Annotated in this window: 13 protein-coding genes (1 of these 13 cut by a window edge); 7 read left to right on the forward strand and 6 right to left on the reverse strand. The window is 35.7% G+C overall.

Going from position 1 to position 15,493, the window contains the following annotated elements; translation table 11 throughout:
- The 6 genes from gyrA to dnaA form a co-directional block, all read right to left on the reverse strand.
- Positions 1–2,418: the 5' portion of a DNA gyrase subunit A gene (gene gyrA / locus AC3WVZ_RS26985; protein ID WP_001282864.1), read on the reverse strand. 54 nt of this gene lie to the left of the window's left edge; 2,418 of the gene's 2,472 nt are visible here — the first part of the coding sequence; the start codon lies at positions 2,416–2,418; its stop codon lies off the left edge, out of view.
- An 88-nt stretch (positions 2,419–2,506) separates the two neighbouring features.
- A complete protein-coding gene (gene gyrB / locus AC3WVZ_RS26990) occupies positions 2,507–4,429 on the reverse strand; it encodes a DNA topoisomerase (ATP-hydrolyzing) subunit B (RefSeq protein ID WP_000435982.1) in 1,923 nt (640 codons plus the stop codon).
- Positions 4,430–4,467: 38 nt separating this feature from the next.
- A complete protein-coding gene (gene recF / locus AC3WVZ_RS26995) occupies positions 4,468–5,595 on the reverse strand; it encodes a DNA replication/repair protein RecF (protein WP_000470745.1) in 1,128 nt (375 codons plus the stop codon).
- Positions 5,596–5,607: 12 nt separating this feature from the next.
- Positions 5,608–5,820, reverse strand: coding sequence for a S4 domain-containing protein YaaA (yaaA, locus tag AC3WVZ_RS27000; protein ID WP_000821364.1), 213 nt, complete (start codon positions 5,818–5,820; stop codon positions 5,608–5,610).
- 127 nt (positions 5,821–5,947) lie between these two features.
- The gene (gene dnaN / locus AC3WVZ_RS27005; RefSeq protein ID WP_001212884.1) at positions 5,948–7,093 is read right to left on the reverse strand and encodes a DNA polymerase III subunit beta; all 1,146 of its coding nucleotides are present in this window, start codon (positions 7,091–7,093) and stop codon (positions 5,948–5,950) included.
- Positions 7,094–7,271: 178 nt separating this feature from the next.
- The gene (gene dnaA, locus AC3WVZ_RS27010) at positions 7,272–8,612 is read right to left on the reverse strand and encodes a chromosomal replication initiator protein DnaA (protein ID WP_000428017.1); all 1,341 of its coding nucleotides are present in this window, start codon (positions 8,610–8,612) and stop codon (positions 7,272–7,274) included.
- Positions 8,613–9,176: 564 nt separating this feature from the next.
- Here dnaA and rpmH point away from each other — a divergent pair.
- The 7 genes from rpmH (at position 9,177) to rsmG (ending at position 15,458) form a co-directional block, all read left to right on the forward strand.
- On the forward strand, positions 9,177–9,311 hold the full coding sequence (gene rpmH / locus AC3WVZ_RS27015) for a 50S ribosomal protein L34 (RefSeq protein WP_000831901.1): 135 nt from the start codon (positions 9,177–9,179) through the stop codon (positions 9,309–9,311).
- Positions 9,312–9,387: 76 nt separating this feature from the next.
- Positions 9,388–9,735 carry a ribonuclease P protein component gene (gene rnpA / locus AC3WVZ_RS27020; RefSeq protein ID WP_000726619.1) on the forward strand — a complete coding sequence of 116 codons (348 nt, stop codon included), beginning with the start codon at positions 9,388–9,390 and terminating at the stop codon, positions 9,733–9,735.
- A gap of 52 nt (positions 9,736–9,787) precedes the next feature.
- On the forward strand, positions 9,788–10,564 hold the full coding sequence (gene spoIIIJ, locus AC3WVZ_RS27025) for a YidC family membrane integrase SpoIIIJ (protein ID WP_000727734.1): 777 nt from the start codon (positions 9,788–9,790) through the stop codon (positions 10,562–10,564).
- Positions 10,561–11,178 carry an RNA-binding cell elongation regulator Jag/EloR gene (jag, locus tag AC3WVZ_RS27030; protein WP_000111516.1) on the forward strand — a complete coding sequence of 206 codons (618 nt, stop codon included), beginning with the start codon at positions 10,561–10,563 and terminating at the stop codon, positions 11,176–11,178. The genes spoIIIJ and jag overlap by 4 nt, the downstream gene beginning before the upstream one ends.
- 226 nt (positions 11,179–11,404) lie before the next feature.
- Positions 11,405–12,781: a tRNA uridine-5-carboxymethylaminomethyl(34) synthesis GTPase MnmE gene (gene mnmE / locus AC3WVZ_RS27035; protein WP_000393757.1), complete on the forward strand. Its 1,377-nt coding sequence runs from the start codon at positions 11,405–11,407 to the stop codon at positions 12,779–12,781.
- Positions 12,782–12,827: 46 nt separating this feature from the next.
- Positions 12,828–14,717: a tRNA uridine-5-carboxymethylaminomethyl(34) synthesis enzyme MnmG gene (mnmG, locus tag AC3WVZ_RS27040; RefSeq protein WP_000541031.1), complete on the forward strand. Its 1,890-nt coding sequence runs from the start codon at positions 12,828–12,830 to the stop codon at positions 14,715–14,717.
- Between the two features lie 21 nt (positions 14,718–14,738).
- Positions 14,739–15,458 carry a 16S rRNA (guanine(527)-N(7))-methyltransferase RsmG gene (gene rsmG, locus AC3WVZ_RS27045; protein WP_001019628.1) on the forward strand — a complete coding sequence of 240 codons (720 nt, stop codon included), beginning with the start codon at positions 14,739–14,741 and terminating at the stop codon, positions 15,456–15,458.
- The last annotated feature ends 35 nt before the right edge of the window (positions 15,459–15,493 follow it).

The following is a 15,493-nucleotide window of genomic DNA, read 5'->3' on the forward strand; positions in this document are numbered from 1 at the left end:
TTTTGCTACCGTCGCTACCTCTTGGTCTTCCTCTAATCGAATTAGACGAACACCTTGTGTATTACGTCCCATTTGAGAGATTTGATCAACTGGCATACGAATAATAACGCCTGCCGCTGTAATTAACATAATATCTTCTTCACCTGTAACAGACTTAACAGCTACTAATTTACCGTTCTTATCTGTAATGTTACAAGTTTTCAGACCTTTACCACCGCGACTTTGCAGACGGTATTCATCAATCGGTGTACGCTTTCCGTAACCATTTTTCGTTACAATTAGAACATTTACATCCTCTTCGACAATTTCCATACCTACAACTTGGTCTTCATCGCCCAACGTAATAGCTTTAACACCTGCAGCATTACGTCCCATAGAACGAACATCTTGTTCATTGAAACGAATTAGCATACCGTTACTTGTCCCGACAATAATATCCTTATCACCCGATGTTAAACGTACAGATATTACTTCATCCTCTTCACGAAGAGAAATTGCAATTAAACCATTTGTACGTATATTTGCAAATGATGAAAGTGGCGTTCTCTTAGAAACCCCTTGTTTTGTCGTAAAGAATAAGAACTGATCGTCACCAAATTCACGAATCGGAATAATAGCGTTAATCCACTCACCCTTATCTACCCCTAATAGGTTAATAATTGGTAGTCCTTTTGCAGTACGACTATACTCTGGAATTTCATATCCTTTCGTACGGTATACTTTACCCTTGTTTGTAAAGAATAAAATATGATCATGAGTAGACGTTGTTAATAAATGTTCAACAAAGTCATCATCATTCGTACCCATTCCTTGCACACCACGTCCCCCACGGTTCTGTGTTTTGTACGTAGAAGCTGGTAACCTCTTAATATAACCGTTATGAGTTAACGTAATCGCAATGTTTTGTTCAGGAATTAAATCTTCATCTTCAATAAATTCCATACCGCCAATTGTAATTTCTGTTCGTCTCTTATCATTGAAACGCTCTTTTACTTCTGTTAATTCTTCACGAATAATCTCAAGAACTTTTTCTTCATCTGCTAAAATCGCTTTTAATTCAGCAATTAACTTCATTAAGTCTTGATATTCTTGCTCAATTTTTTCACGTTCTAATCCAGTTAAGCGTTGCAGACGCATATCTAAAATCGCTTGCGCTTGTTTCTCACTTAAACCAAAACGTTCCATTAAGCCTTGCTTTGCAATATCTGCTGTTTTTGAACTACGAATTAACGTAATAACTTCATCAAGATGATCTAAAGCAATTCGTAATCCTTCTAAAATATGAGCACGTGCTTCTGCTTTTTCTAATTCATAAGCAGTACGTCTACGAATTACTACCTTCTGATGCTCTAAATAATGATATAGATTTTGTTTTAAATTTAGTACTTGTGGCTCCCCATTTACAAGAGACAACATATTAATACCGAAACTTGTTTGAAGCGCTGTATGTTTATATAGATTGTTTAATAGTACGTTTGCATTAGCATCACGACGTACTTCCATGACAATACGCATACCATTACGATCTGATTCATCACGTAAATCTGTAATACCTTCAATTTTCTTATCGCGAACTAATTCTGCGATTTTTTCAATTAATCTCGCCTTATTAACTTGATAAGGTAGTTCAGTTACGATAATAGATTGTTTACCGTTTGACTTCTCTTCAATTTCAACCTTAGCACGAAGCATAATGGAACCGCGACCTGTTTCATAAGCTCTTCGAATTCCACTTCTTCCTAAAATTAAACCTGCCGTCGGAAAGTCTGGACCAGGAATATATTCCATCAATTCTGCGATAGTAATATCAGGATTATGACTTAATGCCAGCACACCATCAATTACTTCGCCAAGCTGATGCGGCGGTATATTTGTTGCCATACCAACAGCAATACCTGTTGTACCGTTTACTAATAAATTAGGGAAACGCGCTGGTAGTACTATCGGTTCTCTTTCGGAACCATCATAGTTATCTTGATAATCAATTGTATTTTTTGAAATATCACGTATTAATTCCATAGAAATCTTAGACATTCTTGCCTCTGTATAACGCATTGCTGCTGCTGAATCTCCATCTACAGAACCGAAGTTACCATGCCCATCTACAAGCATATAACGTTGACTAAAGTCTTGCGCCATACGTACCATTGTTTCATAAACGGCTGAATCACCATGAGGGTGATACTTACCGATTACTTCACCGACAATACGTGCTGATTTCTTATACGCTTTATCAGCTGTAATTCCTAAATCATTCATCGCATATAAAACCCTACGATGCACAGGTTTTAATCCATCACGAACATCTGGTAATGCACGAGATACGATAACACTCATTGCGTAATCTAAAAATGAGGTACGCATTTCATGACTAATATTAATTTCTCGAATTCGTGCTTGTTGTTGATTGTCTGACATCAACGAGCACCTCCTCTTACATTTCCGTTACACATACATTGATTTATATGTAGAAGACAGGAATACTTAGATTCCTGTCATTACTCATTTAAATATCAAGGTTCTTCACGTATTTTGCATTCTCTTGGATAAAGTTACGACGCGGTTCTACTTTATCACCCATTAAAATTTCAAACGTTTCGTCTGCTTCTATTGCATCTTGAAGAGAAACTTGAAGTAACGAACGTACTTCTGGATCCATTGTCGTCTCCCATAGCTGAGTTGGATTCATCTCCCCAAGACCTTTATAACGTTGAATTCCTGGTTTCGGCTGGGCTGGTAGCTCAGCTAAGATTTTTTCAAGTTCCTTATCGTTGTAAGCATATTGAATTTTTTTACCTTGTTGTATTTTAAACAATGGCGGCTGTGCAATATAGATATAACCACACTCAATTATTTGACGCATATAACGATAGAAGAACGTTAATAATAGGGTACGAATATGTGCACCATCAACATCGGCATCGGTCATAATAATAACTTTATGATAGCGTGCTTTTTCAATATCGAAGTCTCCACCAATATTTGTACCGATTGCCGTAATAATTGTACGAACTTCATCATTTGATAAAATCTTATCTAAGCGCGCCTTTTCCACATTAATAATTTTACCCTTCAGCGGTAAAATTGCTTGGAAATGACGATCGCGTCCTTGTTTTGCAGATCCACCCGCAGAGTCACCCTCTACGATGTAAATTTCACTAATTGCTGGATCTTTCGAAGAGCAATCAGCTAATTTACCAGGTAAACTTGAAACTTCTAACGCACTCTTTCGACGTGTCAATTCACGCGCTTTTTTCGCAGCTACACGTGCACGTGCAGCCATCGTACCTTTTTCTACAATTTTTCGCGCTACATTAGGATTTTCTAGTAAGAACTTTTCAAATGCCTCTGAGAATACAGACTCTGTAATTGTTCTCGCTTCACTATTCCCAAGTTTTGTCTTCGTTTGTCCTTCAAATTGTGGATTTGGATGCTTGATTGATACAATTGCTGTTAAACCTTCACGAACATCCTCACCAGTTAAATTACTGTCCGCATCTTTTAAAATGCTATTTTTACGACCATAGTCGTTGATTACACGAGTTAAAGCTGTTTTAAAACCTACCTCATGTGTACCACCTTCATACGTATGGATGTTATTCGTAAATGAGTAAATATTATTTGTGTATCCTTCGTTATATTGAAGAGAAACCTCAACCTGAATACCATCTTTTGAACCTTCTACGTACACAGGCTCTTCATGAATCGGTTGTTTTGAGCGATTTAAATGCTCAACGTATGATTTAATTCCACCTTCGTAATGGAATTCTTTCTTTTGCTTATGTTCACGTTTATCTTCAATTGTTAATTTAATATTACGATTTAAAAACGCTAATTCACGCATACGAGTTGCTAGCGTATCAAAATCGTATACTGTTGTTTCTTGGAAAATTTCCGGATCTGGTTTAAATCGAGTTATTGTTCCTGTTTGATCGGTGTCACCAATGACTTTTAAATCCGCAACCGGAATACCTCTTTCGTATTTTTGGTAATGGATTTTACCTTCACGATGTACAAATACTTCTAATTCTGTTGATAGAGCATTTACAACCGATGCCCCAACACCATGTAAACCACCAGAAACTTTATAACCGCCACCGCCAAATTTACCACCGGCGTGGAGAACAGTCATAATAACTTCTACAGCTGGACGTCCCATTTTTTCTTGTATACCAACCGGAATACCACGCCCATTATCCGTTACACGAATACTATTATCTTCTTCGATACTAACATTAATTTCATCACAATAACCTGCAAGTGCTTCATCAATACTATTATCTACGATTTCCCAAACAAGATGGTGAAGCCCTTTTCCACTTGTAGATCCAATATACATACCAGGTCGTTTCCGAACTGCCTCTAGTCCTTCAAGCACCTGTATCTGACTTTCATCATATGCATTTTCTTGCATTTGCTTTTGTTCCATTGACACAAAGATCACCTACTTTTCCATTTAAACAGGGGTTATTCCCTATCTATTTCACAATCTACAGTGCCGTTCGTTACATGAATTGTTTTCGCTTCTTTTAATGTTTCGTGTTCAATTCCGTCGACACTCGTCGTTGTAACAAATGTTTGCACTTTTCCTTGAATTGTATTTAAAAGATGTGATTGACGATAATCATCTAATTCTGATAAAACATCATCCAACAAAAGGATTGGATATTCTTTAACCTCTGAATAAATCAATTCAATTTCAGCTAATTTTAGGGATAGTGCGGTCGTTCGTTGTTGTCCTTGCGAACCAAAGACTTGAACATTTTTACTATTAACGAAGAATTGTAAATCGTCACGATGAGGACCAATTAAAGTCGTACCACGGAAAATTTCACGTTGTTTCACAGATTGAAAACTTTCATAGTATACTTCTTTTATTTTCGACAAATCCATTGATTCTGATACATCTACACTTGGTTTATAGACAATTTCTAACTCTTCTAATCCACGGCTTATACCTCGATGAATTGGAGCTGCCCATTCCTGTAGCAAATGCAAAAATTCAAAACGTTTTTGCAGTATTTTCGCACCATGCTCAATTAGTTGAAGTGTAAATACATCCAACATCGTTTCCTCATTCTTACTATTCCCTTGCATTTTTTTCAACAAGTGATTTCGTTGCGTGAGCACCTTTTGATATTGACTTAATTCATACAAATATACAGGAGCTATTTGTCCTAATTCCATATCTAAAAAGCGTCTTCTTACTTGAGGGCTTCCTTTTACAAGATTTAAATCTTCTGGGGCAAACATGACAACGTTCATCACGCCAATATATTGACTTAACTTTTGCTGTTCAAGTTGATTTAATTTTGCCTTTTTACCTTTTTTCGAAATATTTAATTCCAAAGACAAAGAACTGTTTCTTTTTTGTAATTTCCCTTTTATTTGACCAAAATCTTCATCCCAGCGGATAAGTTCGCGATCATTAGAGGTTCTATGAGATTTCGCCATCGCTAAAACATAAATAGCTTCCATCAAATTTGTTTTCCCTTGCGCATTTTCGCCGATAATTACATTTACCTTATCTTCAAAGGAAAGCTCTAATTTTTCATAATTGCGATAGTTTTTTAATTGTATTTCTGAAATAAACAAAGGGCTCCCCCTTTATGCCTGAACTTGGAAAGTTCCGCTTCCTGGAATTTCAATAACATCATTCGCATATAGTTTGCGACCTCTTCTATTTTCAAGTTCGTTGTTCACGTACACTTCATATTCTTGTAAAAACCATTTTACAGCGCCACCTGTATCAATTACATCAGCTAACTTTAAAAATTGTCCTAGTGTAATATACTCTGTTGAAATTTTAATACGTTTCATAAAATCGCTCACTTTCTGAAAGTGTTCATTCTTTCATTGTACTAAATAAACTAGCATTAGGAAAGTAATACCCAAAAATCAAATAAGGGCCACTAGCATCTTTAAACTAGCAACCCTTATTCCTTACCTAGTAAGTACGAACCGGTAAAATTAATTGAATAATTGAATCATCATTTACTGTACGAATTAAGAACGGTCTCATCGCCCCAGTAAAGCTAACTTTAATCTCTGTACTATCCAAAGCTTTCAATGCATCCATCATATATTTTGCACTAAAAGATATTTTTAACTCTTCTCCATCTACTTTTTCGCATTGTACTTCTTCAACAACTTTTCCGATTTCTGGTGAATTCGAAGAAATCTCTAGCATTTCTTGCTCTAAAGTTGATAATTTAACAACGTTATTGCGGCCATCTCTTGCTAATAGTGAAGCGCGATCAATTGCTTGTAGGAATTCTTTTGTATTCACAAAAATATCCGTTTTACTCTCTGCCGGAATTAAACGTGTCGTATCAGGATAATTCCCTTCTAACAATCTTGAGAAGAATAATAAATGTTTTGTACGGAATAATACTTGATACTCCGTAATAACGATATCTACCATTTCTTCAGACTCATCTAAAATTTTACTTAATTCATTTAAGCTCTTACCTGGGATAACAACATTAGCTTGGAATTCATCTGCAATGTTATGTCCTTCAATTTTTGCTTTTCGAAGTGCCAGCCTATGACTATCTGTTGCAATACAAGTTAACTCGCTGTTATATACCTTCCAGTTTACACCTGTCAAGATTGGTCTTGTTTCAGAAGTAGAAACTGCAAATACAGTTTGTCTGATCATATGTTTAAGTAAATCTGTTGGTATCTTAAATACATGATGTTCTTCAATCTGTGGCAATAACGGATATTCTGCAGAATCTAAACCATTTAAGTTAAACTCTGATTTTCCAGATTTTATTTTTGTCATAAAATGATTTTCTACAGAAATTTCGACAGTGTCTTTAGGTAGTTTTTTTACGATCTCACTAAAATATTTTGCCTGTAAAACAATGCTTCCTGATTGAGCTATTTCTACGATTTCTTTTCCATCTTCTTCGACTGGAATAAACGATTCAATTGAAATATCAGCATCGCTTCCTGTTAATGTAACTCCTTCTTCAGTTGCTACAACTTTAATTCCCGTAAGAATTGGGATTGTTGTACGAGAAGAAACTGCCTTCATTACATCTTGTACACCTCTTACAAGATAGTCTTTTTGTATTGTAAAACGCATAAAGAAAAACCTCCGGTAAGTATAAGATTTTATTTAATTAATAAAGATAAAAAATAGTAGTAATAGTAATAGGGCTTGTGGATATGTGGATAACCCCGCTAAAGGATGTAAAAACAGTCTATCTACATGTGGATAGACTGTGCGTAAAACAAGGTAAGTTATTCACACTATTCAGCTACTACTTTAAAATACCATTAATTTCTTCAACTTGCTTTTGTAATTGCGTATCGGTTTTTAGTAGTTTAGAGATTTTTTCATGGGCATGGATAACTGTTGTATGATCACGTCCACCAAATTCTTCACCTATTTTTGGTAAAGAGGAATCTGTAAGTTCGCGCGATAAATACATTGCAATTTGGCGAGGAAACGCAACTGATTTTGTACGTTTTTTCGCTTTAAAATCTTCTAATTTCACTTGATAAACGTCCCCGACAGCTTTTTGAATATCATAAATAGAGATAATTTTCGGCTTAGAATTTGGAATAATATCTTTAAGTGCTTCAGCTGCTAAATCAGCATTAATATCTTTATTAATTAAAGATGAATAAGCTACAACTCGGATAAGTGCACCTTCTAATTCACGAATATTTGAATCAATTTGATTTGCGATATAAAGCATAACTTCATTTGGTATATCAAGCCCTTCAGCTTTTGCTTTTTTGCGTAAAATCGCAATTCGTGTCTCTAAATCTGGCGGCGTAATGTCTGTAATAAGTCCCCATTCAAAGCGGGAACGAAGACGATCTTCTAAAGTTGGAATTTCTTTTGGTGGTCGGTCACTAGAAATTACAATTTGTTTACTTTCTTCGTGTAATGCATTAAATGTATGGAAAAACTCTTCTTGAGTCTGTTCTTTTCCAGCAAGAAATTGAATATCATCTATCAATAAAACATCTACGTTACGATATTTATTACGAAAATCAACAGCTTTATTATCACGAATAGAGTTAATAAATTCATTTGTAAATTTTTCTGATGATAAATATACAACTTTTGCATTTGGATTATGTTCAATTACATAATGACCAATTGCGTGCATTAAATGTGTCTTTCCAAGTCCAACTCCCCCGTAAATAAAGAGTGGATTATACGCTTTAGCTGGCGCCTCAGCTACAGCTAATGAAGCTGCATGGGCAAAACGGTTACCAGAGCCAATAACAAATGTATCGAATGTATATTTTGGATTTAACATGCTCTGTGGTAAATGAGCTGAATCATCTTGTGCTGGATTCGGCTTAACTGGAGGCAGATCAATGTCCTCTTCAGCTTGACTTTGGGGAATAATAAAGCGAATTGCTAATTTTGCCCCTGTTAAATCGTATAGTGTTTCTGAAATTAGTTCGGAGTAATGAGATTCTAGCCAGTCACGAGCAAATTCATTCGGAGCTGTAATCGTTAATACGTCTTTCTTCAAGTTATGAGCCGTTGTGGATTTTAACCATGTCTCATAACTAGGCTTGCTTACCTTTTTTTCTAATTCTTTTAAGGCACTATTCCATAAATCAGAGATATTTTCCAAAGGTGTCCCTCCTTTACTAAGTTGGTAAAAGAATAAGGTTGCGCAACAAATGTACAACCTAATAAATATAAAATGTATATTTATACGAAACGTATTTTAAAACCTAAAAACGTCGTTTGTATATGAGATAGGGTTTTCGACAAAAAAAGCAAATGTGGACAACTATTTACCCACATGTGATTAAAACTGTCCACATGTTATACACAAATTGTGGATAAGATAAAGATGTGGAAAACTTATTCAAAGTGAAAACACAACTATAATATCAAAAAAAAGTGGCTATAGCAATGAATTTAAGAAAGTTATCCACAAAATCAATACCTTGTGGAATAAACTTGTCCACAACACGATATACTGTGTAAAAGTGCGAAAAAAGTTTGTGGATATAAAAAGCGCGAAAAAATATTTATCCACAAGGAAATATAGGTGCTGTGAAAAAGTATGTGAATAGGTTCAAAATGAATATTTGATGAAAACTTCTAGAACCATTGACATTTTCCTAGTTAATTAACTATAATTTATAGGACTGTCTTTAACAGATATTCCTCAGGGAGGTGTCATATAATGAAAAGAACTTACCAACCAAATAAACGTAAGCGCAGCAAAGTACATGGTTTCCGCAGCCGTATGAGCACAGCGAACGGACGTAAAGTGCTAGCAGCTCGTCGTCGTAAAGGAAGAAAAGTATTATCTGCGTAGACCACTGATCGTTCAGTGGTCTTTTTTTCTAATAATAGTGAATTTCCGCTGATGAAATACAGGAGTGTCAATTGATATGAAGAAAAAACATCGTATAAAGAAGAATGATGAATTCCAGGCGGTTTTTCAAAAAGGAAAATCAAATGCAAATCGTCAGTTTGTTGTATACCAATTAGATAAAGAAGAACAGCCAAACTTTCGCATCGGCCTTTCTGTTAGCAAGAAAATAGGAAATGCAGTAGTTCGTAATCGAATTAAGCGCATGGTCCGTCAGGCTATTACAGAGTTAAAAGATGAGATAGCTTCTGGAAAAGATTTTGTTATAATAGCAAGGAAGCCTTGTGCAGAGATGACATATGAAGAAGTAAAGAAAAGCTTAATTCATGTCTTTAAACGCTCTGGTATGAAAAGAATAAAAAAGTAGCGTAAGGAAATGAATTACACTATATACATACCGATACAAGGAGGAGTAGGCTTTGAAAAAGAAATTAGGTTTACTAGCCATGCTTATTGCATTAATGGCGATTACTGCTGGCTGTAGTGAAGTAAATCAGCCAATTACACCAAAAAGCACTGGAATTTGGAATGAATACTTCGTATACCCGCTTTCTCAGTTAATCACGTATTTTGCAAACTTATTTAACAGTAATTATGGTTTAGCAATTGTTGTTACGACTCTTATCATTCGTTTTGCGTTATTACCATTAATGATTAAACAAACGAAGAGTACGAAAGCGATGCAAGCGTTACAACCGGAAATGGTGAAGTTAAAAGAGAAATATAGCTCTAAAGATCAAGCGACACAGCAAAAACTGCAGCAAGAAATGATGCAGTTATACCAAAAAAATGGTGTAAATCCATTAGCTGGTTGTTTACCAATCTTTATTCAAATGCCAATTCTGTTCGCTTTTTATCATGCAATTATGAGAACAGCTGAAATTAAACAACATAGTTTCTTATGGTTCGATTTAGGACATGCAGACCCGTTCTATATCTTACCAGTCGTTGCAGCAATTACGACATTTATTCAGCAAAAGCTTGCAATGGCAGGAACAGCTGGTCAAAATCCACAAATGGCAATGATGCTTTGGCTTATGCCGATTATGATTTTAATCTTTGCAATTAACTTCCCAGCTGCATTATCACTTTACTGGGTTGTTGGTAATATCTTTGGTATTGCTCAAATGTACTTTATTAAAGGGCCAGAGATTAAGGCTAGTAAGGCTGGTAAGGCTGGAGGCTCAAGCAAGTGAGTGTAATTACTGCTAAAGGACAAACAGTCGAGCTGGCAGTAGAGGATGCTTTAAGGCAATTAAATACATCAAAAGATCGAGTAGATATAAATATTGTCGATGAGGGTAAAAGGGGATTCTTAGGTTTATTTGGGAATCGCCCTGCAGTAGTAGAAGTTGTATTGAAGAAAGATCCAATTCAAGAATGTGAAGAATATTTAAGAAATGTTATTCACGATATGGGTGTGGAAGTCGAGATTAGTAAAATTGTAAAAGGACGCGAAATCGAATTTACAATTTCTGGTGATAATGTAGGTGTTTTAATTGGTAAAAGAGGTAATACATTGAACTCTTTACAGTATTTAACAAAACTTGTCGCGAATCGTAACACGAAGCAGTATATCGGTATTACACTAGATGCTGAAAATTATCGTAGTAAAAGAAAAAGTACGTTAGAATCACTTTCTTATCGATTAGCGAAACAAGTATTTAATACGAAAAAAAGAGTTATTTTAGAACCAATGCCATCTTTTGAACGAAAAATTATTCATCAGGCATTATCAAATCATCAAGGTATCAATACAACTTCTGAAGGAAATGAACCACATCGGCATGTTGTAATATCTCCTAAATGACCGGTTGCTCAAATGAGTGCCGGTTTTTTTGAGCGGAAAATAGATGTGGATAACTAAAAAACACTAAACTTATCCACTGTGAATAAGTTTAGTGTTTTTTACATGGGGATATAATAAAATGAGTTATTCTTCTTTTGTAGATAGGTTCGTTATGGTATCCTAATAATTTAGTGAAAGAAATAATCATGTTGAAATAGAGATAAATAAGCAAGTGAGGTGAAAGGACATGGAATTTGATACAATTGCTGCGATTTCCACAGCGCTTGGAGAGGGTGCAATTGCCATTGTTCGAGTAAGTGGGGATGATGCGGTTGAGAAAGTTGATCGTATTTTTAAGGGGAAGGATTTAACAGAGGTTCCTTCTCACACTATTCATTATGGTCATATTGTTGATTTAGATACAAATCAAGTTATTGAAGAAGTTATGGTGTCTATTATGCGCGCACCAAGGACTTTTACACGTGAAAATATAGTGGAAATTAACTGTCACGGTGGACTTGTTTCAGTAAATAAAGTATTGCAACTTATTCTAGCACAAGGAGTACGATTGGCAGAACCGGGCGAATTTACAAAACGTGCTTTTTTAAATGGACGTATCGACTTATCACAAGCAGAAGCTGTTATGGATTTGATTCGAGCAAAAACAGATCGTGCGATGAATGTAGCAATTAATCAAATGGAAGGGCGATTATCTAAATTAATTGGTCTTTTGCGTCAAGAAATATTAGAAACATTAGCTCATGTTGAGGTAAATATAGATTATCCAGAATACGATGATGTAGAAGAGATGACACATAATATTTTAATTGAGAAAGCGACGCATGTTCGTTCGGAAATCGAAAAAATATTAGAAACATCAAAACAGGGGAAAATTTTACGTGAAGGTATTGCTACAGCAATTATCGGTAGACCTAACGTTGGGAAATCATCGTTATTAAATAGTCTTGTTCAGGAGAAAAAGGCAATTGTAACTGATATTGCAGGAACAACTCGTGATGTTATTGAAGAGTACGTTAACGTGCGTGGTGTACCTCTTAAACTTATAGATACAGCCGGTATTCGGGAGACAGAAGATGTTGTTGAACGAATTGGTGTGGAACGTTCAAAAGAAATGATGAGCCAAGCGGATTTAGTATTAGTTGTTGTCAACTATAGCGAGGCTTTAACAAATGAGGATGAAGATCTATTCCGTGCGGTACAAGGAAAAGACTTTATTGTTATTGTGAATAAGACTGATTTACCGCAAGCGATTGATATGGAACGTGTTACAGAGTTAGCCGCGGGAAATCGTGTTATTACAACATCCTTAATTGAGGAACAAGGAATAGATGAACTCGAAAAGGCAATAGCTGATTTATTCTTTGAAGGAACAATCGATTCTGCAGATATGACATATGTTTCTAATGCGAGACATATTGGATTATTAACACAAGCAGGAAAAACAATCGGTGATGCAGTTGAGGCGATTGAAAATGGTGTACCAATTGATATGGTACAAATTGATTTAACAAGAACGTGGGAAATACTTGGTGAAATTACTGGGGACACAGTGCATGAAAGCTTAATTGACCAGTTGTTCTCTCAATTTTGTTTAGGAAAATAATATAGTGAAGTTGTAGAAAGATAGAGATTATTAGGAGGAATAAACAATGGGATACAATGCCGGTTCATACGATGTCATAGTAATCGGTGCAGGTCATGCAGGATGTGAAGCTGGTCTTGCGGCAGCACGAATGGGCTCAAAAACATTAATGTTAACAATTAACTTGGATATGGTAGCATTCATGCCATGTAACCCTTCTGTTGGTGGACCAGCAAAAGGGATTGTTGTTCGTGAAATTGATGCATTAGGCGGAGAAATGGGACGTAATATTGATAAAACTCATATTCAAATGCGTATGCTAAATACAGGTAAGGGACCAGCCGTACGTGCACTTCGAGCGCAAGCTGATAAATTCGCTTACCAACATGAATTAAAGAAAACAATTGAAGAAACACCAAACTTAACGTTGTTCCAAGGAATGGTAGAGCGTTTAATCGTTGAAGAAGGTGTATGTAAAGGGGTAGTTACACAAGCTGGTGCAGAATATACAGCAAAAACCGTTGTAATTACAACTGGAACATTTTTACGCGGCGAGATTATCATGGGCGACTTAAAATATTCAAGCGGTCCAAATAATCAGCAACCGTCTATTACATTATCTGAGCATTTAGAGGAACTTGGATTTGATCTTGTTAGATTTAAAACAGGGACACCTCCGCGTGTAAACAGTAATACAATTGACTACAGTAAAACAGAAATTCAACCAGGTGATGATAAGCCACGTGCGTTCTCTTTTGAAACAACGAAATTTATTATGGATCAAATTCCATGTTGGTTGACATATACAAGTACAGAAACACACCGTTTAATAGATGAAAATTTACATCGTTCAGCTATGTATTCTGGTATGATTAAAGGAACAGGCCCTAGATACTGTCCTTCTATTGAAGACAAAGTAGTAAGATTTAATGATAAACCACGCCATCAAATTTTCTTAGAGCCAGAAGGGCGTAATACACAAGAAGTATATGTACAAGGTTTATCCACAAGCTTACCAGAAGATGTACAACGTGACATGCTTAGAACAATTCCAGGCCTAGAAAATGTTGAAATGATGCGTACAGGTTATGCAATTGAATATGATGCAATTGTGCCAACACAACTATGGCCAACACTTGAAACGAAAAAGATTAAAAATTTATATACAGCAGGACAAATTAATGGAACTTCTGGTTACGAAGAGGCGGCAGGACAAGGGCTTATGGCTGGAATTAATGCAGCATGCCGTTCTTTAGGTAAAAAAGAAGTTGTTTTAGGTCGCGAGGATGCTTATATTGGCGTCTTAATTGATGATCTTGTAACGAAAGGTACAAATGAACCATATCGTTTATTAACGTCTCGTGCAGAATACCGTCTATTATTACGCCACGATAATGCTGATCTTCGTTTAACTGAAGTTGGTCGTGAAATTGGATTAATTAAAGAAGAGCGCTATGAGCGATTTACAAATAAAAAATTACAAATTGAACAGGAAAAGGAACGGTTAAGCAGCATTATTATTAAACCACGTCCTGAAGTACAAGAATTAATTCGCAATATTGGCGGAAGTGAATTGAAAGATGGAATACGTGCAAGTGACTTATTACGTCGTCCAGAGATGACATATGAGCATATTCATCTTTTAGTACCAAGTGAAGTAGAATTAAGTGATGAAGTTAAAGAACAAGTTGAAATTCAGATTAAGTATGAAGGGTATATTGAAAAATCTTTACAGCAAGTAGAGCGTATGAAGAAAATGGAGAGTAAAAAAATCCCTGTAGATATTGATTATGATGCGATTTCTAGCCTTGCTTCAGAAGCTAGACAGAAATTGAAAGATGTTCGTCCACTTTCAATGGGGCAGGCTTCACGTATTTCTGGCGTAAATCCAGCGGATATTTCCATTTTACTTGTGTATATAGAACAAGGAAAAATTGCACGCGTATCGAACCAATAAATAGTAAGGAGATATTGCTAGATGAACATAGAACAATTTCAATCTATGCTAGAAGAGAAGGGAATCACCCTCTCTTCTAGACAGTTAGAGCAGTTCAAAATCTACTTTGAAACATTAGTAGAGTGGAATGAAAAAATGAACTTAACGGCTATTACAGAAAAAGAAGAAGTATATTTAAAACACTTTTTTGATTCCATTACAGCTGCTTTTTATTATGATTTTTCAAAACCATTCTCAATTTGTGATGTTGGTGCAGGGGCTGGATTCCCAAGTATTCCTTTAAAAATTTGTTTCCCGCACTTAAAAGTAACAATTGTAGATTCATTGCAAAAACGTATTAATTTCTTAAATCACTTAGCCCAAAAGTTAGAATTAAGTGATGTTGCATTTTGTCACGATCGTGCAGAAACATTTGGGAAAAAAGAAGGTGTACGTGAATCATACGATATTGTAATGGCACGTGCAGTTGCGCGTCTTTCTGTATTAAGTGAGCTATGTTTACCACTTGTAAAAGTTGGAGGAACATTCATTGCAATGAAAGGTGCAGCAGCAAACGAAGAAATTGAAAATGGCAAGTATGCTTTAGAGGTGCTAGGCGGAGAGTTGAAAGAGATGTCTACTTTCCAATTACCATTTGAAGAGAGTGAACGTAATATTTTATTAATCGAGAAAAAGCGCAAGACACCAAAGAAATATCCACGCAAACCGGGAACACCCAATAAATTACCTATTGAAAAATAAATCTTATTAGACGTAAGATTAAATTATATAAATGA

The organism is Bacillus sp. CPT56D-587-MTF, assembly GCF_058792335.1.

Coding starts and splice junctions, on each gene's coding strand:
- rsmG (WP_001019628.1), top strand. CDS start 14,739: ATGAACATAGAACAATTTCAATCTATGCTAGAAGAGAAGGGAATCACC.
- dnaN (WP_001212884.1), bottom strand. CDS start 7,093: ATGCGTTTTACAATACAAAAAGACTATCTTGTAAGAGGTGTACAAGAT.
- gyrB (WP_000435982.1), bottom strand. CDS start 4,429: ATGGAACAAAAGCAAATGCAAGAAAATGCATATGATGAAAGTCAGATA.
- rpmH (WP_000831901.1), top strand. CDS start 9,177: ATGAAAAGAACTTACCAACCAAATAAACGTAAGCGCAGCAAAGTACAT.
- mnmG (WP_000541031.1), top strand. CDS start 12,828: ATGGGATACAATGCCGGTTCATACGATGTCATAGTAATCGGTGCAGGT.
- yaaA (WP_000821364.1), bottom strand. CDS start 5,820: ATGAAACGTATTAAAATTTCAACAGAGTATATTACACTAGGACAATTT.
- rnpA (WP_000726619.1), top strand. CDS start 9,388: ATGAAGAAAAAACATCGTATAAAGAAGAATGATGAATTCCAGGCGGTT.
- mnmE (WP_000393757.1), top strand. CDS start 11,405: ATGGAATTTGATACAATTGCTGCGATTTCCACAGCGCTTGGAGAGGGT.